This window comes from Chitinophaga niabensis, assembly GCF_039545795.1.
In the GTDB taxonomy this organism is placed as follows: Bacteria; Bacteroidota; Bacteroidia; order Chitinophagales; family Chitinophagaceae; genus Chitinophaga; species Chitinophaga niabensis_B.
This window is the reverse complement of record NZ_CP154260.1, coordinates 555236-577606: the sequence shown is the minus strand read 5'-3', so window position 1 is coordinate 577606 and position 22371 is coordinate 555236. Positions and strand designations below refer to the sequence as shown.

The following is a 22371-nucleotide window of genomic DNA, read 5'->3' as shown; positions in this document are numbered from 1 at the left end:
GCCGGGAAGTGCGCCAACACTTCCCACTTTATTTTTATTTACTGATTACGATCCTGCTCTGCTCCATCTGAAAACTGAAGGGATAAGATAACTGTAGTGCTTCCAATGCTTTGATCACTGTTTCACTTTCAAAAGTGCCCGAATAGCTGTATTGCTTCACGGCTTCGTCTGTGATAACGATCTGTATGCCATACCATTTCTGCAAACGGATGGCGATCTGCTCTAATGATTCATCCTGGATCTTCAGCCTGCTTCTTACCCATGCAATTTCCTTTGCTTTATGGTCCTGGGGGTCTACCGCCAGGGAGCGTACTTTTAATGCAGCAGTATCTTTTGCCTTACCGGCATAGACTACGAGTTTTTGATTTGGTGTAAGGATGGTTTTGTGCTCCGGGTTTGTTTTAGAGGTAACGGATACCTTTCCCCTGAAAAGGGCTGTTTCTGTATATACGTTCTCCGGATAGGCGCTCACGTTGAATACGGTGCCTAATACTTCTATACTAACGTCTTTTGTATGTACGATGAAGGGATGTGCAGGATCTGGTTTTACATCAAAAAAGGCTTCACCGGAAAGGGTGAGAATCCGGTTGCTTTTTCCAAATCCTTCTGAGAGAGAGACGGTACTGTTGTTCCTCATGGTCAGTACGGAACCATCTGAAAGCACCAGTGTTTTCCTGGGTTCGGTGCCGGACTGGATGGTTGCGGCCAGTGCGGGCATCTTATCTTTATCAGTGGTGTATTTCCAGATCAGCGGAAGGCTGAGTAATACCACAAAAGCGGCGGCGATGGAGATGTAGCGGAATTTGCGTCTAGGTGTTTCTTCCAATGCTTCTTTCAGTAAGATAGAACGGTCCATCCCATCCTGCAGCTGGGCAGCCTGCTCCTGCAGGTTTCCCTGGTTGGCATTCAGGATAGCAAAGATCTTTTTGGCTTCTGCTATATCCGCAGCGGCTTCCGGATGCGCTTCCATCCATTCCTCCCACTGTGCAGTGGCAGATGGGTCTGTACCCAGGCAATAACGTTGAAAGGATTCATCACAGAGGAAATCCTCTGCGTTACGGTAATTTTGGTCCATCTACATACACCTTTCTACTACTGACGGCAGAAAGGTGCGTTTTACCCAAAGAAAATTTAAATTTTTTATTTGAGGAGCTGCCGGAGCAGGTGGATGGCATTATAGATGGTATTATATACCGTTTTTACACTTTGAGAAGTATGCTCTGCGATCTGCTGATAAGAATATCCTTCAAAAAACATCAGCCCGATCAATTCTTTCTGGCGGGGAGTTAACTGCTGCAGGGCATGATACAGTTTGCGTTTCAACTCTTCATCCTGCTGCACACGTACAATTATCTCTTCATAGGGCAGTTCTGTTGTTACCTCCTGCTGAGCCATCCGCTCAATAGCCGTGTCTATCTTTGCATGGTATTCCAGCTGATCTATCAGCATCCTGCGCAGGGAGGTGAACAGGTAAGCCCTTACCTGCGTTACTTCATTTAGCCTGTGCCGCTTTTCCCAGAGCTGCAGAAAGAGCTGCGTAACCGTATCTTTCACCAATTCATCATTGGCCGTGACTTTCAACCCAAACCGCACCAGGTGGAAATAGGTATTGTTATAGAGATCAAAAAAGGATTGTTTATTTCCTTTCCTGATGCCTTCCCAATAAGCGCTATTGTTTTCTTCCCCTGTCACTTCAGATCTTTTATCAGTTCCCGGATGGCTGCCTGCAGTTGCTGGTCCTCTCCTTTGGCCACTTTATCAAATTCATTCATCACCTCAACGTCCGGTTGTGTACTTACATTTTCAAGATATCTTCCCTGCAGGTCTTTTACTCCTACAGTGGGTACACTGAAGTGCATGGTATTGTCCATCATCGTTTGCCCCGTCATCCAGGTACAGCTTCCGGGAACAGGCATGCCTACCAGTTTGCCCATTTTCAATACCTGGTAATCATGTGCAAAACATTGGCCATCGCTGTAATTCGCTTCGCAGGCCAGTACGATGGAAGGTTTCGCCCACCTGAAAGAAGGCTCGCTGTTCACCAGGAAATGGTCTGTGGTGTTATCCCTTACCTTTTTACCACCGAGGAACATGATCAGTTCCGATGCCAGGTCCCCACCCCTGTTGAAGCGCGTATCCACCACAATGCCTTTCCTGCCGGGATATTTGCCCAGTACTTCTTCATAGGTCTGACGGTAAGCATTATCATTCATACGATAGAGATGCACGTATCCCAATGTGCCATGGCTGAGTTTACTCACTTCTTCCTCATTACGTTTCACCCACCGTTCATATACAAGATCAAATTCTGCTGCCGGATTGATGGGCTTTACTTTGATCTGCCTCCCTGATACGGTAAGTACGATCTCTTTCCCGGCTTTGCGGTTAAGGTAGGCTGCAAAGTCTTTGTCTGGTTGGTTTTTTTCTCCATCTATTGCTTCTATCACCTCACCGGGTTTCACTAAACCTTCCAGCGGGCCGCCCTTCATGATCTCCTTGATGGTTGTGCCCTGATAGAATACGCCCAAAGAAGCTGTGATATCCCCGTCCTTTCTGTCAGGGCGATAGGTAGCTCCAGTATGGCTTACATTTAATTCACCTAACAACTCATTGAGCATTTCAGCCATGTCATAATTATTATCGATGAAAGGAAGGAATTTTCCATAGCTTACTTTCAGTGCATCCCAATTTACACCATGCATGCCGGCAGTATAGAAGGTCTTTTTAGTTTTGTTCCAGATGTAATCAAACATCTCTTTTCTTTCTTCTCTTACATTTACAGGAAAGGTGCCTGTGAATACTATCTCCTCTTTCTTTCCGGCAAGGGGATCTACTTTTAGTATCTTTCCATCTGCCAGCATATAGATCAATTTCTTCTCTTTATCCCATTGCATGACTGTTTCCTCTATATTCAGCGACAGCAGCATTTTCGTTTCTTTTGTACGGAGGTTGCAGGACCAGAGGTCATAATTCTTTCCCTGTTTAGCCAGGTAATACAGCATTTCCCCGTTACCACTTACCAATGCACCGGCCAGCAGGGATGGATAATTTGTTAGCCTTATCTTCTTATTTGCGGGTAGTTCCAAAGCATACACATCATTCTGGCGGGTACTGCTATTTGCATAGCTATGTAAACCATTCCGGTCTGTGAACCAAACGATCATTTTCCCATTCATCGCCCAGTGCGGTTCCGTATCGCTGTATCCGCTTTGCGTGAGATTGATCAGTTTTCCTTTTCCCGATGTGCTGATCATACCTACTTCATCATTTCCGGCTCCCGGTTCATTGAATTTCACCAGCAGCCAGTTGCCGTCGGGGCTCCATTCAAAATACTGATCATGTTCCTTCCGGCTGGTGAGTTGATCAGGGCCAAGGATAGTGCGGAATTTCCCCGATGCTATATTGTAGATCTTCAGCGTTGTTCTGTCTTCAATAAAAGCAATCTCCTTTCCATCCGGGGAATATACCGGCTGGTAACAATCATGCTCACTGGCTATCACTGCAGACGAAGAAGTGATCCTCCATTTGCCCTCCATAAAACTGGCAAACAACAGATCTTTCCCATCCGGGGAAAAGCTGATGCCTGTTACCTGGTTACCTGCATAAACAGAACGCTTCCATGTTTTACCCGATGTACTACCGGTGAAAATATAACCTCGCGCAGTAAAAGCCAGTTCTTTACCGGAAGGTATAGCCAGTTCTGTTATATCCCTGAGTGGCACATTTATTTCATCTGTATGTTTTGCAGGTGCTACTATATCAATGGCTACCTTAACAGGCTTTTTGTTCTTAGCCTGCAGATATATATCACCGTCATAACCAAAACAAAGTGTGGCATCCTGCGATATGCTGAGGAAGCGGACAGGATGTTCTTTGAAGAAGGTCACCTGCTGTATGTTATTTCCCATATCAGTAGTGAATACATTAAAGCTGCCTCCTCTCTCACTCAGATAATAAATATTCTTTTCACCCGCCCATACGGGATTTCGATCTTCTCCTTCAAAAGAAGTGATCTTTTTATGTGTGCCTGTCTGGTTGTCGTACAACCAGATATCCCGTGCAATGGAAGATACCTGGTGTTTCCGCCAGATGTTTTCCCGGCCTTTTCTGTCGTGGTAGATGATATAACGGCCTGCCGGACTCACCTTTGCATCTTCAGCCGGTGTAGTAAGTAATTGCGTGACAGGGCCTCCATTTGCCGGCACTTCATATAGTTCCTGCAAAGCATCTGAAGGGAATTGACGGTTATCGGGATCATCGAGCCTTACTGCACCGAAGATCACTTTGCCGTTCTTTATATCATAAGGGTATTCATCCACAGAATGCCAGGTGAGGCGTTTAGGTGCTCCTCCTGTGGTAGGGATAATGTATATATCAAAGTTACCGTTCCTGTCACTTGCAAAAGCTATAGACTGTCCATCCGTGCTCCACACCGGCATGAATTCATAAGTCTTATCTGTAGTGAGTTGGGTAGCAGATCCCCCTGCTGCGGGCACCTTATAAAGATCTCCCCGGTATGTAAAAACAATGGTCTTCCCATCTGGTGAAATAGCGGGATAGCGTAGCCATGAGGGAATCTCAAAAGCAGACACGCTGTGGCATAGCAGGATAAAACATAGCAACGGGAAGATGCGTTTCATCCGAGAAAAGTACAAAAGATTTATGGAACCTGCTGATTTTAACTATTCATACCGCAAAGCCTCAATAGGATCCAGCCGGGAAGCGGCCTGTGCAGGATAATATCCAAAAAACACCCCAGTCAGCGCACACACCATAAAGGATAATACAATGGAGGATTCAGACACCAGCGTAGGCCATCCTAATGTGAGCGTGATCACCTGTGCTGCAGTGATACCCAATAATACCCCAATAATACCACCGGTGATGCTGATAATGATAGCTTCTACCAGGAACTGTAGTAGTATATCTACTCCCCTTGCCCCGATGGACATACGCAAGCCTATTTCCTTCGTTCGTTCCGTTACAGAAACATACATGATATTCATGATACCGATCCCTCCTATCACCAGGGAGATCCCTGCAATAGCAGTGAGCAGCACAGTTAACAAACTACTGGTGGAACCAAGTGTTTTGATCAGTTCCTCCATTGTTCTTACCTGGAAGTTATTTTCATCCGCTGGCCGCAGCCGGTGTGTTTCCCGAAGGATGGCAGTGATCTCATTTGTAGCCGGTACAGAGGAATTCTCATTGATAGCAGAAGCATAGATACTCTGAAAGTAGGTAGTGGCGAGTATTCTTTTCTGTACGGTTGTATATGGTGTGAGAATAATATCATCCTGATCCTGCCCGAAGGAACTTTGCCCCTTGGGTGCCAATGTACCTATTACCTGCAGGGGAATTGAGTTGAGGCGGATCACCTTGCCTACAGGGCTTTCACCACTGGGGAACAGATTGCTGATCACCGTTTGCCCCAATACACATACTTTAGCCGAGCTGACTACATCAGCATCCGTAAAACTCACGCCATCCTGTACCACCAGCTTGCGGATATCAAAATAGGAAGGTGCTACCCCCTGCAGACTGGTAGGCCAGTTCAATGCACCATAAATAGCCTGCCCTCTTGTAGAAGATACCGGCGATACTTCACTCACATATTCCGCATCCCGTTGTATGGCTTTTACATCTTCAATAGTAAGACTTTGAAAGCTGGTTCCTTCTATCCTTACACCACCGCTTACATTACTGCTGGGCAGGATAGTGATCATATTGGATCCCATACTGCTCAACTGCGACTGAATACTTTGCCTGGAACCCTCACCAATAGCTACCATGGCAATCACGGCGGCCACCCCAATGATGATACCCAGCATGGTGAGGAATGCCCGCAGCTTATTACGCTGCAGTGCTTTTAATGCGATCCGTATGAGGTTCATTGCATGCATACCCTCAGATTAATAGTCGTCCGTTACAGGTAATGCAGCCAGCGCTTCCTTTGCCGAACGTACGTTTTCATTCATACTGTCTTTTACCACTTTGCCATCCCGCAACATCACCGTTCTGCTGCTGAATGCGGCAATATCCGGTTCGTGCGTAACGAATACGATGGTCTTTCCCTGTTGCTGATTCAGTTCCTGCATCAGCAGCATGATCTCATAGGATGTGCGTGTATCCAGGTTACCGGTTGCTTCATCTGCTAAGATCATCACTGGTTCGTTCACTAATGCACGCGCAATGGCCACCCTTTGCTGCTGTCCGCCGGAAAGTTGATTGGGCATATGATCCAGCCGGTCTCCCAACTTTACGGACTGCAATGCTTTCACTGCTCTTGCTTTTCTTTCCTGCGTGCTTAGTGAAGGATTATAAAACAAAGGCAACTCTACATTTTCCAATGCAGAGGTACGCGGCAACAAGTTATATGCCTGGAACACAAAACCTATTTTATGATTGCGCAACCTTGCCAGTTCATTACGCGACAAGTCTTTTATATTCACACTATCCAGCAGGTAATTGCCGGATGTGGGCTTATCCAGGCAGCCCAGCAAATTCAACAGGGTTGTTTTGCCGGAGCCGCTGCTCCCCATGATGGTAACGAATTCACCAGCATGCACGTCAAAGGAAACACCCTTGAGCGCGCGCACTACTTCAGTGCCCATCACGAACTCACGCCGGATCTCCTGTAGTTCAAGTATTTTGTTGTTCATCGTCTGCGCCCTCCCATTCTTGGTAAAAAAGGACTGCCCGTGCCACTTGCCGCTATTGGGCCACTGCTGCCATTCATGGCCATCACCACCACGTCCTGAGGTGTTAAGCCAGACAGTACTTCAATATGTGTGTTATCATTTAAACCGGTGCGGATATGTTTCTGCTGCAGTGTATCGCCCCGCATCACCCAAACGTAATTGGATGAACCAACCCGTTGCTTTGGTTTGTCTTTAGTTGGATTCTTATGTACTGCACTCAGGATCACATAATCTTTCAAACCTGTGGAATCAGGACGGAACTTCAGCGCCTTTACCGGCAACAGTAAGGCAGTATCTTTTTCCGCGGTGAAGATGGTAACGTTGGCAGTCATGCCCGGTTTCAGCTTCATCGCTGAGTTGGTGGCATTGATAATAGTGTTGTAGGTAACTACGTTGGATGATACATACGGGGACAACCTGATCTCCTGCACCTTTCCATCAAACACATCATCGAGGTATGCATCTACTGTGAAGGTCACCCGCTGTGAATCTGCTACGTTGCCAATGTCTGCTTCATCCACACTCGTTTCCACCTGCATGTGTGCAATGTCTTTTGCGATCACAAACAAGGTGGGCGTATTAAAACTGGCGGCTACTGTTTGGCCCAGGCTCACATTTCTGTTGAGTACCACACCATCTATCGGGGAATATATTTCAGTGAAGGAAAAGTTCTTTAACGCCGTTTGCAGTTGTGCATTTACACTTGCCAGATTTGCCTTAGCCTGGTTGATCTGATTGTAGGCTATATCATAATCTGCTTTGGCAATTACGCCTTGTTTATATAACATTTCCTGTCTTGAAAAATTATTCTGCTGATATTCCAGGTTACTTTTCATTACCTGCAGGTTAGCCCTGAACTGGTCTACCTGTGCCTGGAACAAAGATTTATCCAGCTCCGCCAACAGTTGCCCCTTCTTTACCTGTGTATTATAATCCACATAAAGGTGCTTGATGGTACCGGATACCTGTGTACCTACTGCCACTGTATCTACAGGCCTGAGTGTGCCCGTTGCCGTGACCGTGGTGGCGATGTGCCCATATTCCGGCTGTGCGGTTTCAAAGCTCACAGGCACCTCCTTTTTCCTGATAAAGAAATACCAGATGGCCACCACTGCAACAAGGATCAGTATAATTGAAATAATACCCTTTCTATACTTTTTCATCTGTCATACCCATTAATGTTATCAATGACTACAAAGCTGGCAATAGGGTTTAAATAGATAATGTTATTTAACAAATATTATACAGATTATGCTGGTCCTAACGACAATGGTCCGCCGGCCATGTTTTCACATAACCGGCGGACCATTATCTTTCTTTTAAAGAGTTATTTCAGGTTATACAAGATCACAAACTCCACCCGGCGGTTCTTTGCTTTTCCGGCTTCCGTGGTATTATCCCCGATAGGATCACGATCTGCAAGGCCCCAGGTGAACATACGTTCATTATCTACCTTGTTATTATTGAGTAATTGTTTGGCACTTACCGCGCGTCTTTCAGACAGGTCCCTGTTATAAGACGCAACACCGGTATTATCTGTATGCCCGGTGATCATGATCTTTGTTTTATCATACTTATTCAGCACACCCGCAAAACGTTCAAACGTGGGTTTGATATCATCTTTTAACTGGTCAGATGCGGTAGCAAACAATATATGATCCGGGAAGATCACTTTCAGACTGTCGTTGAGGATACTTACTTCTGCTTCATTCAATGCCGTCTTTAGTTCTTTGTATTGCTTATTCATGTACTGCTGTTCAGCTGTTAGTTTTTTAGAAGCAGCGCAGGAGGTTAATACAATCAATGCGGTAATTACCGGGAGTAACATCTTTTTCATTATGCATAATTTTGCTGCGAAGATATCTAAAATATAGATTATCAGCGTTTTATGCGGTTTTAGTTTAATATTTTGGATTTGGATGATATGAGTTTCTCCAGGTTACGCCTGGCGCCGGCATTACTGGGATCTAATTGGAGGGACTTTTTGTACATGGCTATTGCCTGTGCATTCAGCCCACCATTCATCAAAGCTTCTGCATAGCTATCATATGCATTGGTACTTCCCGGGAACAGCAGCGTGTTCAGCTTAAAGACTTCCAGTGCTAATTCCACCCGGTTTTCGAAGTCGGACTTTAACAGCAGATGATACCCCAGTTCATTCATTTCGTGCTCATAAAAATACCATCCCGTATCTGCTTTTAACTCGTTAAACCTGCATGCGGCAGGATGAGGCCCGTACTTTACGAGCGTGGCTCCATATTCTCTTACAAGGGACTTTTGCAGCGAAACAGGAGCAGGTTTCCTGCCATCCATTATATTTTGAATAGCCAGGTACCTGCGGAAAAAGTTGGGAACATTGCGGTTTTCATACATCATATAAGTGATGCTGTCTGTGAGGTTCCTGAAAAATATAGTGGTGAGGCCAACGAGGCTGCCATCGTGCCAGACAGCGAACTTACCTGAAGCATCTTTTTCATTAACATTCCAGCCCAGCGTATATGTTTTTGAGCCGCCCATGAAAAAATTCTTCCCGTTTGCCAGCTTCACCGGTTGATACATGAGTTTGACCAGGTGAGATGGTAGCAGTTTTCCATTGTTCAGGGCTTTGTCGAACATTACCATATCCTGCAGGGTGGTGATCACATTATTATCTCCCTGTGTGCCACCCAGCGGATAGTCTGTATAAATCTTACGATTGGTTACCGAATCAACATGCTGAAATGCGGTATCATAAAAAGTGGGTAGAAAGTAACGTGCAGTGTTGGGGCTATTAGTACCACGAACATAAGTGTCCTTCATACCTGCTTTCCTGAAAATATTCCGTTGCATGTAGGCCTCAAACGGCGTCTTTGTAATTTTCTCTACTAGCACTGCCAATAAGATGAAGTTAAGATTGTTATAGAAGTGTTTCTCCCCTGCAGCTGCTAATGGCGGAGGTTTCAATTGTACCAGGTGTGCATAGATCTTCCTGTTAGAAAGTATTTCAGCGAAATAAGGTTTTTCAAACTGGTCTGCTTCCGGAAGACCTGATGTATGTGAAAGCAACTGCTCAATAGTAACAGCAGGATAAGGGAAGTCTGGTAAATATTGTGCGAGTGCATCATTCAGCTTCAGCTTGTTCTTGTGAACCAGCTGAAGGATCGCAATGGCAGTGAATGGTTTGGATACAGAGGCCAGGTTGAAAGGAGTTGTTTCAGTATTTCGAGCGCCTGTTTCAAAGTTGGCATAACCGGCGGACCGTTGGTAAACAACATGACCTTTTTGTACGATGATAACTCCGCCATTGAAAATGCCATGAGCGTTCCAGGTATTGATCATACTGTCTATAGACTGTGCCCGGCAGGGCAGGTATAATACCAGCAGCAATATGGCTAAAACTACATGTTTCATATGGATATAAATTTATCCGTATGGTGGGTATAAATGGGGGAAATGGTATGAACCGGATTGAAAATGGGGTAAACTGAACGTCTTGTGTGATGGTGTTATATGGGATGCCCGGCAGCAGTCTTACTACCGGGCATTGGCATAAAAAAATTGTGCATTTTCTATTTTATAACAATAGCATACATCATATAGCTTTTTTTATCCTCCGCAGGTTCTCTATATGCAGCAGGGGGCATTGTGGATCCAACCCTCACGCCTTCTACGTTGATGTTAGCAGAAGGAATGTCAATCCTGATACCAGAGATCTTGCTGGCAGTACGCCTGAATATTATGTAACCACCATATCGCTCTACCTTAAAAGTATCTGCTACCTGACGGCTCAGGTCTGCAGTACCAGCATGACTGCTGGCAGTAAGGATACCATCTTTCAAAATTACTTTCACTTCATCCTCATCATAGCCAGTGCCCACTTTATAGGTACCTACATATTCCATCATATCGTCTACACGAATACCTTCCACATCTATATTGGCTGCAGGAATGTTTACTTTGATACCGGAGATCTGTTTGGCGGGGTTACGAAGGAAGATGACTTCGCCACCATATTCATCAACAGAGAAGGTATCAGATTTCAGCATGCTGAGATTAGCACTCCCCCTGCTACCGCTGATAGTCAATTTGTCTTCTCTCAACTCCACCTTCGTATCTTGTGCGGCTTCACCTGTACCCAATTTGTAAGTACCCGGATATTCCGTTAATGAACTTTTCTGTGCATGCACCGCAAGCGTCATAAAAAGCGCTGTGGCCAATAAAACATGTTTCATAAAATGAATAGTTTAGGCAGGGAAATTAGTCTGGTTGCATGGGCCAAACAACAAAACAGGTATGAAATAATTGTTATAAAGTAAATGAGGCCCGGGGAGAGGTAATAAAAAAAGAGAAGACCTGTGAAGATCTTCTCTAACCCTTTGTTGTCCCACCTGGATTCGAACCAAGACAAACAGAACCAAAATCTGTCGTACTACCATTATACTATGGGACATCGTTGATTGGGATTGCAAAAGTATACTTTTTTTTATTTCTGCAAAAAAAACTTCCGCTTTTTTTGAAAAAAACCTTGGAATCCTTGTCCCCACAAGCATTTCATCAAATCAACATCCATATTTTTTCAACAATCCGTTCCGGGGATAATTGTTCCATACAAGCATGATCTCCTCTGAAACAGGGCTTATTTCCGAAAACAGAACATGGTCTGCAATACAGGTCGATCTGTGCCGCAAACTCCTCTTTTTGGCCATACCCCATAAACCCTGCATAAGGATGCGTAGCCCCCCAGACAGATACTACGGGTACGCCAAACAGGGAGGCCAGGTGCATATTAGCGGAATCCATACTTACCATCAGTTTTAACCTGCTGATAATGGATAATTCTTCTTTCAGGCTGAAATTCCCTGCCATTACCTGCACACGGCTAAACCTGGCAGCCAGTGCATTTAATTGTGCCACTTCCTGTGCTCCGCCGCCAAACAACAACACTTCCACCTCTTCTCTTGCAGTGAGCTGCCGGATCACCTCTTCCATTTTTTCAACGGGATAGGTCTTTTCCTTATATGTGGCAAAGGGGGCAATACCGATCTGGAGTTTATCATTGGCCTGCCGGGGTAATGTTCCTGAACCCGGTATTCCTGGTTCCAGCCCCAGCTCCCTGAAAACCTGCCGGTATCGTTCAATGGTAGTGGTCAGTGGCTGCAGCACCTTCCCTTCCTTCCTGGTCAGCCGTTTTTTCCCTTCCCGCCCTTTATCGATCACCGCCACCGGAATTCCCCCGAGCCGGAAAAAGGTTCTCACAATACGGGAACGCAGTACCTGGTGCAGGTCTGCTACCGCACTGATCTCCGGAAAGGCTTTACGCAGGGAAGAAAAGAGCCGGTACAGGCCCGGAATCCCTTTATGCACCCCTTTCAGATCAGCCGGCACAAATACCAGCCGGGGAATCCCCTCGCAAAGTGGCCCCCAGTTCTTATTGGTCACGAAAATGATGGTAAGTTCCGGATGCGCATCCAGCACCTCTTTCATCACGGGAATGGTCATAGCCACGTCTCCCATGGCAGAAAACCGTATAGCCAGGATACTACGGCTTTTGGCCATATAATACAGGATTGAGGGAAGGATCGTTGTACATCTTCATCTGTTTGTACACTTTCATGTATTTGCGGCCCTTGCTGATATCTTCCAGCAACTCCTCGATGGCGGTAGAAAGGTCTTTTTGCTGTTCCAGCAGGATGTCCAGCTTCCGCTGGCAGGTTTTGCGATGCTCTTCACTGGCATCCGGGCGGGTAGCTTCCTCCTGCATGTGGTAGATCTTGAGCCCCAGGATGGAGAGGCGGTCTATTGCCCAGGCGGGGCTTTCCGTGTTAATGGTAGCCTTCGGCTGGGGGATCGCGTCCTTATATTTATCAAGAAAGTAGCTGTCTATGTATTCCACCATATCTGTCCGTTCCTGGTTGGAGCGGTCGATCCAGCGTTTCAGGTCCAGGGCTTTTACCGGATCGATATGCGGGTCCCGTACCACATCTTCCAGGTGCCACTGAACAGTATCTATCCAGTTTTTCCCGTATAACAGGTGTTCCACGGTAGTTTTTCCGTATGGGTTCTCCACTTTCCGGTAAATATCATTGTGAACATGGTAATCCCGGATACTCTGGTCAAAAATGCCAATACAAAGTTCAGTAAACATGCAGCAAATGTAGTCTGGAATTTTGAAAATCCCATACCCGGCATCCCCCGGGCCAGGCAGGGGCTAACGCAGAACCCTACACGTTACCCACAAAAAAAAGCACACTGTAGATACAATGTGCCGGGCATAAATCATGTGAATGTTCGAGAATGCAATTGTGTAGGCTCTTAATGGTTCTCTAAAGAGGGCTTTTCAAAAAGCTCGCGCCATTGCAATCAGTTGAATACACATGCTGTTTATTAGCAAGTTGGTGACGACAGCAACAATGCTAATAACAGCATGGTAAATATCTTATCTGTGAGGAGGACCTTTTGGGGAGATCGTCCGTGTCTTTATCTGGTTATATTTCTAATTCAGGTATTGTTGGGTTATCAAGTTGACTGTTCACTTATTTGTCAGGCTAAACTGGTAAATCTGTCTTAAGTCTTTTGCTTGAGTGCACTACTAAATTACAACGCCCCGCTGTGATAATATTGCAGTGGTTAATTTTTTAACGAATGAAAAAAAGGACTTCGCAACGCATTGAAAACTGCGATGTTAGTGATCAGCACAAGGCTGAAACTTAATATTAATTTTACCCGGATTACTTGGTAGCGCTGAATTAGCGCGGTAGATTTATTCTACAATCAATCCCCGTGAAACCATTTTTTTGTTATATCCTTTGCCTTTTGCTGTTAACCGCTTGCCGCAAAAATGACACAACCCCGCCGCCTGAACGAAGAGACAGTCTGGGCCGCGTTAATCAATGGATACTGGATAGTATGCGGCGGTTCTATTACTGGCAGGATGAGATACCGGCCCAACCGGATTTTTCACTTCCTTCTGACCAGTTCTTTACCAGCCTGTTATCCAAAAAAGACCGTTTTTCCTACCTCAGCGGAAATGGTATCGCTCCATCTTCCAACAGCTATTTCATATTTGGTTTTCACTACATTATCACCCAGGTACGTAGCCAGGTTATTGGTGTGGTTACTTTTGTGAATACAAACGGCGCCGCCTACAATGCAGGATTGAGAAGAGGCAGTTACTTCATGGCAGTGAACGGGCAAACCATTACTGCGGAAAATATGAACACCATTAATAAAGTATTGAATAAAGCAGGGTCACTCACCATCGCAGCTGCTGTATATAAGAATGAGGTGTTTATGCAGGAAGGGGGCAACATCCAGCTCTCCCCCGGTTATGCCAATGAGAATGCTGTTCACTATACCCGTGTATTTCAGCAGGACGGGAAAAAAACAGGTTATCTCTATTATTCATCTTTCGATGAAAATTATGATGCCGCCCTCCTGACCGCTTTTAATAAATTCAAGCAGGCCGGTATTACAGAGCTGATCCTGGACCTGCGGTATAATGCGGGCGGCAGTGTAGCCAGCAGTGCAAAATTAGGTACGCTGATAGCTGATAAATTAACCCAGCAGGAAGTATATGTTATTTATCAGGGTAATAAATATGAAGGAAGAAAAACACAAACCCTGCAGGCAGCATTGCAAACATCCGCTTCCAATGCCGGAAAACAATATACAGAACTGGCCAGCGCCGGTATACATATAAATAAAGTATACATTCTTACCACAGGGGGTACCGGGTCCGCATCAGAATTATTGGTGAACAACCTTCCTCCCTTCCTGGAAGTGGTTCAGATAGGCAGTAATACCCATGGAAAGGACGAAGCCTCCTTTTCTCTAAGGGATCTCCGGAGCCCCAGGCAGGTGAACTGGGTACTTACACCTATTATATATAAGCTGCAAAATAAACTGGGGCAAGGAAGCTATGCAAACGGCATCCTGCCCAAATACCCGATAGATGAAACAGCTACCCTGCCGCTCAGCGAAGTGGGGGCTACACAGGATGTATTGTTACGCAAAGCGCTGGAACTGATCTATGGAGCCACAATCCCTTCAAACCCTGTGAACCTGCGCCTGGCGCATCCGGCTATACCCGCCAGAACCCTGTACCGTTCCAGCGACAATATTACCAAATTGTAAACTCCGTTTTCCGGTTGGTACATCGCTTAGTTGCTAACGTACTCTTTATATGGACCAGCAATTGATCGAAAAGTACTTTAAAGGAAACTGCACGGCGGAAGAAGTGGAGCGCGTGGAAGCGTATCTGCAAAAAGGGGAAACGGAGGAAATGGACGCTTACCTGCATGAAGTATGGTCTGCTACGGCAGAAGAAGAAGTAATTGTTCCGGTAAAAAAAATAAGCCGCTGGTACGGTATTGCTGCAACAGTAACTATGCTGATACTGGGGGGCACATGGCTATGGCAGTCTGAAAGGAAAGATACCGGCAGAGCCGCAACCGTTCATAATGATACCGTTGTTAACAAAAGCGACCATGTACAGTTGCTGACCCTTACAGACGGATCTAAAGTATTCATGGGACCATTTTCATCCATTATTTATACATCGCAGTACAATGACACCAGCAGAGAGTTGTGGCTGAACGGAGAAGCTTATTTTGAAGTGGCGAAGGACAGTCGCCGCGCATTTAAAGTACATACAGACGGGCTGGTTACTACTGCCCTGGGAACCGCTTTCAATATTGCTACCGGTAATCAGGCAGATGGAAGTATACAGGTGAGCCTTACTGCCGGAAAGGTGTCTGTATCTACAGTCTCCGAAAGCTACCTGTTAGAGCCGGGCCAAATGGTACGGTACAGGAAAGGTAAATCACTGGAACTACCTGCAGCATTTAATGTAGCAACAGTGCTGGATTGGAAGAACGGGAAGGTGGTCTTTGAAGGTACTTCGCTTGAGGATGCTTTTGCCAAATTACAAAGCCGCTATGGATGCACCATCATATTCGACAATGCCCAGTTAGGGAAACGGAAAGTAACCGGAGTATTTAACAGGAACGAAGGAGCCATACATATTCTGAACGTTTTACGGTATGTTCATAATTTTTCTTATCGCTTATCAGGAACTAATCATTTTATCATTACCGGGGATGAGCGCAAGCAATAAAACCTGTTTCCCACTTTCTTAACAATAAAAACAATTCAATCGCGTATGCAAAAATCTACACAAAGATTTTGTAAAGGGACCACTATGTTCTTTTGTGTGATCCTCCCGTCCTCTTTATTTGCACAATCTTATAAAGGACTGGCAGATAAGGTATCCCTTAATATGGAACATGCTACTGCCGTTCAGGTGGTAAAATCACTGGAAAAACAAACGAAGTACTCTTTTACCTATGACCCTGAATACCTGCAGGCCTGTACTTTAAGCAACCTTCGCTTTAAAGACAGTAAACTGGAAGATGTTCTGAGTTATATGGATATCTACGCACCATTGGATATTGAATTTTCAAACAATGCCATTGCACTACGCAAGGGCCGTCAGGAAAAAAAACCTGTGGAAGAAAAAGGCCGCATCAGCGGGAAAGTAGTGGACAACAAAAATGAACCGCTGCCAGGTGTAACTATCATAGCCGAGAATGGCCCCGGTGTTGTAAGTAATGTGGATGGAACATATGAATTAAACCTCTCTCCCGGCATATACAACCTTACCTTCAGCTATATCTCCTACGAAACACGCAAAGTAACAGAGATCACTGTAAAAAATAAAGAGAACGTTCCGCTGGATATCGTATTAAAAAGCGAGGGGTCACGTCTGAAAGGAGTAACTGTAACAGCCAATTACAAACGTGCTTCCGTAGAAGGTTTATACGCTATACAAAAGAATAACTCAGCTATTACAGATGGTATAAGTGCTGAACAGATCAGCCGCACACCGGATAAAAATATCGGGGAGGTATTAAAAAGAGTTAGCGGTTTGGCCACTGTGGATAATAAATATGTGGTAGTACGCGGATTAAGTGAGCGTTACAACCAGGCTGTACTGAATGGCCAGGTTATGCCCAGCACAGAACTGAACCGTAAAAACTTCAGCTTCGACCTGATCCCTTCTAACATTGTAGACAACGTAACGGTAGTAAAAACGTTAACTCCTGACAGGAATGCAGAATTTGGTGGCGGCCTGGTAGAAGTAAATACGCTGGACATTCCAGTCAATAACTTTTTAAACATCGGTGTTGGCGGTAGTGTAAACTCTAACACTACAAATAAGAACTTTCGCAGTCTTGAATTAGACGGAAGTGAATACCGGGCACAAGCAGCTCCCCACCGGAACCTTTTAGGTAAACTGGATTGGAGTAATACAAAGGATGTAATAGCTGCATATAATGCCGGTGGCAAAAATCCCCGGATGTTCAGCAACAACTGGGGCCTCTATGATATGAATGCCAGTCCTTCGCAGAACTATCAGCTCTCTGCAGGCCGCGCTATCCGTTTATCTGCAAAAGATCAGCTGGGTGTGATACTGGCACTGAGCTACAGGAATACCTTCGCTACCCAGGATATCCGCATGAGCCGTGATGGATTTGAAGGCAGTTCCGAAGGCGAGCAGGTTAGCTTTAATGGTAAAAGATATGGTTTCACCACCAACCTGGGAGGAATGTTCGGTATCGGTTACCGTAATGAAAAGCTACGGCTTTCTTACCAGGCTATGTACCTGCGTATGTACGACCAGCAACTTGTATTTGGTAAAGGTGCACACGCAAATCCTTCTGCAACGCTGTTAGGTTATTACGACCTTACCACGCAAACAGCGCTCACTCAGCACCAGCTGAAAGGAGAATACGCACTGGGTAACAAAGGTGTTAAACTTAAATGGCTGGGTGCTTATATTAACCTGGACCGTAATAAGCCAGACAATCATCAGTTTAAGGCTGACATTATTGAAAGCGACTACCTGGCAACAAATGATATGAACATCTCCAACCCATTTAGCAATGGGATCAATGCCGGGGCGCTGCGTTTATGGAGCCGTGCTTTCGAAAAGAACTATACATGGGATGTTTCTGCCTCCATACCGTTTAAACTGTTCAATTGGGACCATACATTTAAAACCGGCTACGGCGGATGGTCGAAAGATCGTTTGTTCTATGTACTGAATACCGGATCACAACAGTACAACACCCAGGATTTTCCACCCATTTCAAAAACATTTATACCGGAAAGAGGAGGACAGATAGTAGTAAGCCAGTTCGCAGATGACTTTGATAAAACCGCAAACCTGCACGCCGTATATGGTATGTTCGACAATAAATTTGGTGAGAAATTACGCCTCGTATGGGGTCTGAGAGCTGAGTATTATAACATGAACAATGTAAACGCATTACTGGACAGCACCTATAGTGACGCAGTAAAAGACAGAGACCCAAACTGGCGCCTCTTCCCTTCTGCTAATCTTACCTATAGCCTCACTTCAAAAATGAACCTCCGCCTGGCCTATGCCAATAGTATCATCCGTCCCGATCTGCGTGAATTATCCTATTTCAGTGAGTATGATTTTGAACTGGGAGGCCAATACCATAGCGCACTTGTAAGATCTACACTGGTAAGGCACCTCGATTTCAGATACGAATACTATCCAGGCCCCGGAGAGATACTTTCGCTCTCTCTCTTCCACAAAGAGTTTAAACACCCAATGGAAATATATAAAGAAGGAGATAACAGGAGTTACAAACTAGCCAATAACGCCAGCGCCACTAACCTTGGATTGGAAATAGAAATGCGGAAAACGTTGGCTTTCACAAAAGTACCGGTGTTGAAGAACGTCACTTTATATGGCAACTTTACGGCCCTGGATGCAAAAGTGAAACAAGGATACTCCAAGACTTTCACAGATCCGGCTACCAGCAAACTGATCATCATAGATTCTGTTGGCAGAACAGAAAAACGCCCACAAACAGGAGCCAGCAACTATATGGTGAACGCAGGTATTTATTATGATACCAAACCGTTCTCTCTCAGCCTTGTATACAATTATGTTACTAACAGGATGTTCCGCCCCTCTGAATTCTACAGGGAGTCGCTATTTGAAAGGCCAATACAGGCCCTGGATGGACAGGTTGCTTTCCGTTTCCTGAAACAAAAAGCGGAGGTGAGACTAGCCATTGCTAACCTGTTAGACAGCTACAACATTGTATACCGGAACTTTTATGCAGACGGGGAAATCACAAATGGAAGAAAGGACCCTTCCATAAAAGACTTACTCTATCAGAAAGGAAAAGACCAGATTGATTATGAAGCAAGACCAGGCCGCACATACAGCGCCACCCTTTCTTATAGTTTTTAACATGCACATATGTACGTACTATGTATAGCCCTGATCAGGCACTCATTGTTAACTTAAATCAGAAATCAAAATTTTATGAAAACGACAACCCTAATTCTCACAGTTGCAGCCGGTCTGATGGTACTCGGAACTGCATGTAAGAAGGAAAACAAAGTACAACAACAAGGTGATTTCCGTGCTCTGAATGCCGGCCCCACGCCATTGTCTCCGTGCACTGATACATTAGGCCCTGTAATTTTAAGTGGTAAGATCTCTACCAACACTACTTTAAACAGCAACACCCTTTATTATCTGGATGGTGTGGTAGCTGTTGAAGGTGCTACACTCACTATTCAGCCTGGTACTATCATCCGCGGTTTAGCTGGTACTCCTGCATCAGGTGGTAATCCTGGTACTCCAGGTGGTGTTCTCGTGATCACCAAAACAGGTTTTATTGATGCTCAGGGAACTGCATCATGCCCTATCGTATTCACTTCTTACAGAGAAAGGTCAGGAATTCCTGCTCCCGGAGATTGGGGTGGCATTGTGATCCTGGGTGAAGCGCCTACCAACAGATCAACTTCTTCTGTTGTTGAAGGCATTCCCAATAACCTCGCTGGCGGTGTTACTTATGATAACACCTATGGTGGTAGCTCAACAGGTGATAATTCCGGTATCCTCACGCACGTTCGTATTGAATATGCTGGTTGGGAACTGGCTGTTGACAATGAGCTCAATGGTTTAACCCTGGGTGGCGTTGGTAACGGTACTGTGATCAGGAATGTAGAAGTATTCAAATCAAATGATGATGGCTTCGAATTCTTTGGTGGTACTGTAAATGCTTCTCACCTTGTATCTATCGATGCACTGGATGATGCACTGGATTTTGACAATGGTTATGTAGGTACAATTGATACTGCTTTGGTTGTTGTTGACCCTGCCCGTGCAGATAAGAGCCAATCTAACGGTATCGAAAGTGATAACAACGCTGCAGGAGATTCTACTGCAACTCCTATCACTAAACCTGTACTCAGCCACATTACCCTGGTAGGTGTTTCTTCCGCTGCAGCAGCTTCCATTACTAATGGCGCTCCTTCAGGAACAGGTAGATATGGCCGTTCTGCACACATCCGCAGATCTTCTCAAACTACGCTTTCTAAAAGCATCTTTATCGGTTTCAACAACGGTATTGTTTTTGATCAGACCCCGATCATCAGCAATAGCTACAATGCATACAATAATGGTCAAACTGTTCTGACCAGCGTATTGTCTAATGCATTTGTTCGTCCGTACGCGCAAGAGGTAAGTGGTGTGTTCACTCCCCTGACTACGCCTTCAGGTAACCTGGGCTACACTGCTGCACAATCACTGAATGTAAGACTGGTGAATCCTTTTGTTCGCCCTTCTGAATTCGGTGGCGCAGCTAACTACTTCCCACAAGCCAGCAGCCCTGCAAATTCTCCGGTTGATGCTGGTGCATTTGTTTTCGGTGGTACAGACTGGACCGGATCATGGGTTAGATTCCAATAATCGGTATTCTTCAATTTCTAATTTTTGTAAGTGTGGAAAGGAAAGCTTTCCACACTTACTTTCAAATCAGAAAATATGTCACGGCTTTTCTATTACATCATTGCTGCAGTGCTATCCGTAGAAAATACTTCAGGCACAACAACCCTTACCATCGAATCCGGAACCCTTATTCGTGGCATACCTGGCATACTTCCTTCGGGCGGTAACCCAGGTACACCAGAGGGTGTAACAGATGCACAAGGCATTGCCAGTTGCCCGATCGTATTTACCTCCTGATAAGCCAACCACACAACAGTAGAAGGCGTTACCGGAACTAATGGTCATTCTCACTTACATTAAAATATATAAATCAACGAAAAGTATGCTAAGAACATTTACATTTTTGAGCGCTGCATTCCTCTTATTAACAATGGCCTGTAAAAAAGGTAATCCAGTGGAAGAACAATCCTTTGGGTTATTGGAACTGGAGTTGATACAACTACCAGGCACACCAGCATTGCAGGTATATATGGAAAGCAGCATGCTGAAAGATTCGCTGGTTGCAGGTCCTGCCGGGAGTTACAAAGCACAGATCCTGGCAGCTGACAAAAAAACAAAGGTCACTTTCCGCAAGAAGGGGTCAAATGAAGTATTGCTGGACACGAACGTACTGGTAAAGAGTGGAGAAAAAATGAATTTACGCCTGGCCTTCAGTGAAGATCTTGGCATTAAAAGTTTCCTGAAAGGTAAATCAGGCTTTGGTAACGATTCTGCATCCTTTCAGTTATTCAATAAACTGCCCACAGCCATACAGAGTAATACGTTAAAGGTAGATGTTGTGTTATATAAACTCAATAATACAACCGGTGAATTTGACGAATTAACCGTATTTGAAAATTATCAACGCCTGAAACTGCACCCAAAAGTGGTTATAGTGCCCATGAAAGACAGTGACCAAATGGATATTACCTATTTTATACGGTATAAAAATGCGGATACAGGTGAATTTATATTAGATACCAGTGGCAATGATCTGGCTGTACTGGGCTTTACTGCCGGAAAAGAACATATTATCAGCACCACAGCAGATGAATTAGATCTGGGAGGCGGAACAGTTATGTATTTCTATAGTGTGCAGCCAATTGAGCTCTAAAGTGATTTACCGGAAACCCGGCTTTGAAAACAGTGTTCAAATTTTTCGTGCATTCAGAAATGCATTCTCCACAAGTTCATTTATCAGATAGCAGATCACGCTGTTTTTACAGCGTGATCTTTTCCATATCATAACGAGCCATCAGCTCTCTTCGAATGAATTGTGCCGCCAGTTGCAGATGATTCCTGACGGTCATAGGTGATAGGGACAATTGGGCAGCAATTTCTTTGTGGGTATGCCCCTGATCCCGGCTCAACAGGTAAATATTCCTTCGCTGTTCCGGCAACCGGGCTATGAGTTGCTGCATTTCTTTACGCAACTCTTTGTACAATAAGGTATTCTCAGCAGATCCCTCTTCGCGGACCTCCTTTTTATGAAGGGTTAACTCACCAAGGTTTTTCTTTTCCCGGTATAACCTGCGGGTTTCATCAATGATGATATTCTTTACGTACACAAACAATAAAGGGAAAATATCCTGCCCTGGCTGCACTTTATCAATATTCTCCCATAACCTGATAAAGCATTGCTGCGTAACTTCTTCTGCTCTTGCGGCATCATTGGTTAGCTTGAACGCAAAGCGGTAGATCTTGTCCCGGTTTGTGACAAACAACTCGTCAAAAAGCACTTTAGCTGGGATTTCAGGCATTGCGGAACAATTGAAATTAACGTGGATAAATGTAAGCGTTACATGTTACTTGAATGTTAACATACTAAAAGCAAAAACCCCAAAGTGACGGATCACTTTGGGGCCTGCATAC

General features: G+C 45.0%; 18 protein-coding genes and 1 tRNA gene. 6 read left to right on the top strand and 13 right to left on the bottom strand.

The window, feature by feature from the left end; genetic code table 11:
* Positions 1-34 precede the first annotated feature (34 nt).
* The 12 genes from AAHN97_RS02520 to AAHN97_RS02465 form a co-directional block, all read right to left on the bottom strand.
* Complete coding sequence (locus AAHN97_RS02520) at positions 35-1075, bottom strand: FecR family protein (RefSeq protein WP_343305981.1); 1041 nt, start codon at positions 1073-1075, stop codon at positions 35-37.
* 65 nt (positions 1076-1140) lie between these two features.
* Positions 1141-1692: an RNA polymerase sigma factor gene (locus AAHN97_RS02515; RefSeq protein WP_343305980.1), complete on the bottom strand. Its 552-nt coding sequence runs from the start codon at positions 1690-1692 to the stop codon at positions 1141-1143.
* Complete coding sequence (locus tag AAHN97_RS02510; protein ID WP_343305979.1) at positions 1689-4640, bottom strand: S41 family peptidase; 2952 nt, start codon at positions 4638-4640, stop codon at positions 1689-1691. The genes AAHN97_RS02515 and AAHN97_RS02510 overlap by 4 nt, the downstream gene beginning before the upstream one ends.
* A gap of 42 nt (positions 4641-4682) precedes the next feature.
* Complete coding sequence (locus tag AAHN97_RS02505; protein WP_343305978.1) at positions 4683-5903, bottom strand: ABC transporter permease; 1221 nt, start codon at positions 5901-5903, stop codon at positions 4683-4685.
* A gap of 9 nt (positions 5904-5912) precedes the next feature.
* Positions 5913-6662 carry an ABC transporter ATP-binding protein gene (locus AAHN97_RS02500; RefSeq protein ID WP_343305976.1) on the bottom strand — a complete coding sequence of 250 codons (750 nt, stop codon included), beginning with the start codon at positions 6660-6662 and terminating at the stop codon, positions 5913-5915.
* The gene (locus AAHN97_RS02495; protein ID WP_343305975.1) at positions 6659-7864 is read right to left on the bottom strand and encodes an efflux RND transporter periplasmic adaptor subunit; all 1206 of its coding nucleotides are present in this window, start codon (positions 7862-7864) and stop codon (positions 6659-6661) included. The genes AAHN97_RS02500 and AAHN97_RS02495 overlap by 4 nt, the downstream gene beginning before the upstream one ends.
* Positions 7865-8028: 164 nt before the next feature.
* Positions 8029-8538: an OmpA family protein gene (locus AAHN97_RS02490; RefSeq protein ID WP_343305974.1), complete on the bottom strand. Its 510-nt coding sequence runs from the start codon at positions 8536-8538 to the stop codon at positions 8029-8031.
* A 59-nt stretch (positions 8539-8597) separates the two neighbouring features.
* Positions 8598-10091 (bottom strand): serine hydrolase domain-containing protein, encoded by a 1494-nt coding sequence (locus AAHN97_RS02485; protein WP_343305973.1) that lies wholly within the window; start codon positions 10089-10091, stop codon positions 8598-8600.
* 158 nt (positions 10092-10249) lie between these two features.
* Positions 10250-10912 (bottom strand): hypothetical protein, encoded by a 663-nt coding sequence (locus AAHN97_RS02480; RefSeq protein WP_343305972.1) that lies wholly within the window; start codon positions 10910-10912, stop codon positions 10250-10252.
* Positions 10913-11059: 147 nt separating this feature from the next.
* Positions 11060-11130 (bottom strand) — tRNA-Gln (locus AAHN97_RS02475).
* 104 nt (positions 11131-11234) lie between these two features.
* On the bottom strand, positions 11235-12236 hold the full coding sequence (locus AAHN97_RS02470) for a glycosyltransferase family 9 protein (RefSeq protein WP_343305971.1): 1002 nt from the start codon (positions 12234-12236) through the stop codon (positions 11235-11237).
* The gene (locus tag AAHN97_RS02465) at positions 12220-12825 is read right to left on the bottom strand and encodes a DUF4254 domain-containing protein (RefSeq protein WP_343305970.1); all 606 of its coding nucleotides are present in this window, start codon (positions 12823-12825) and stop codon (positions 12220-12222) included. Before AAHN97_RS02465 ends, AAHN97_RS02470 begins: the two co-directional genes overlap by 17 nt.
* 635 nt (positions 12826-13460) lie before the next feature.
* Here AAHN97_RS02465 and AAHN97_RS02460 point away from each other — a divergent pair.
* The 6 genes from AAHN97_RS02460 (at position 13461) to AAHN97_RS02435 (ending at position 21613) form a co-directional block, all read left to right on the top strand.
* A complete protein-coding gene (locus AAHN97_RS02460; protein ID WP_343305969.1) occupies positions 13461-14813 on the top strand; it encodes a S41 family peptidase in 1353 nt (450 codons plus the stop codon).
* 49 nt (positions 14814-14862) lie between these two features.
* Positions 14863-15795, top strand: coding sequence for a FecR family protein (locus AAHN97_RS02455; protein ID WP_343305967.1), 933 nt, complete (start codon positions 14863-14865; stop codon positions 15793-15795).
* Positions 15796-15840: 45 nt separating this feature from the next.
* On the top strand, positions 15841-18972 hold the full coding sequence (locus AAHN97_RS02450) for a TonB-dependent receptor (protein WP_343305966.1): 3132 nt from the start codon (positions 15841-15843) through the stop codon (positions 18970-18972).
* 75 nt (positions 18973-19047) lie between these two features.
* Entirely contained in the window at positions 19048-20481 is a 1434-nt protein-coding gene (locus AAHN97_RS02445) for a hypothetical protein (protein ID WP_343305965.1), read from the top strand.
* Positions 20482-20556: 75 nt separating this feature from the next.
* A complete protein-coding gene (locus AAHN97_RS02440) occupies positions 20557-20757 on the top strand; it encodes a hypothetical protein (RefSeq protein ID WP_343305964.1) in 201 nt (66 codons plus the stop codon).
* A gap of 85 nt (positions 20758-20842) precedes the next feature.
* On the top strand, positions 20843-21613 hold the full coding sequence (locus AAHN97_RS02435) for a hypothetical protein (protein ID WP_343305963.1): 771 nt from the start codon (positions 20843-20845) through the stop codon (positions 21611-21613).
* 106 nt (positions 21614-21719) lie between these two features.
* Here AAHN97_RS02435 and AAHN97_RS02430 read toward each other — a convergent pair whose 3' ends face one another.
* Positions 21720-22259: an RNA polymerase sigma-70 factor gene (locus tag AAHN97_RS02430; RefSeq protein ID WP_343305962.1), complete on the bottom strand. Its 540-nt coding sequence runs from the start codon at positions 22257-22259 to the stop codon at positions 21720-21722.
* Positions 22260-22371 lie beyond the last annotated feature (112 nt).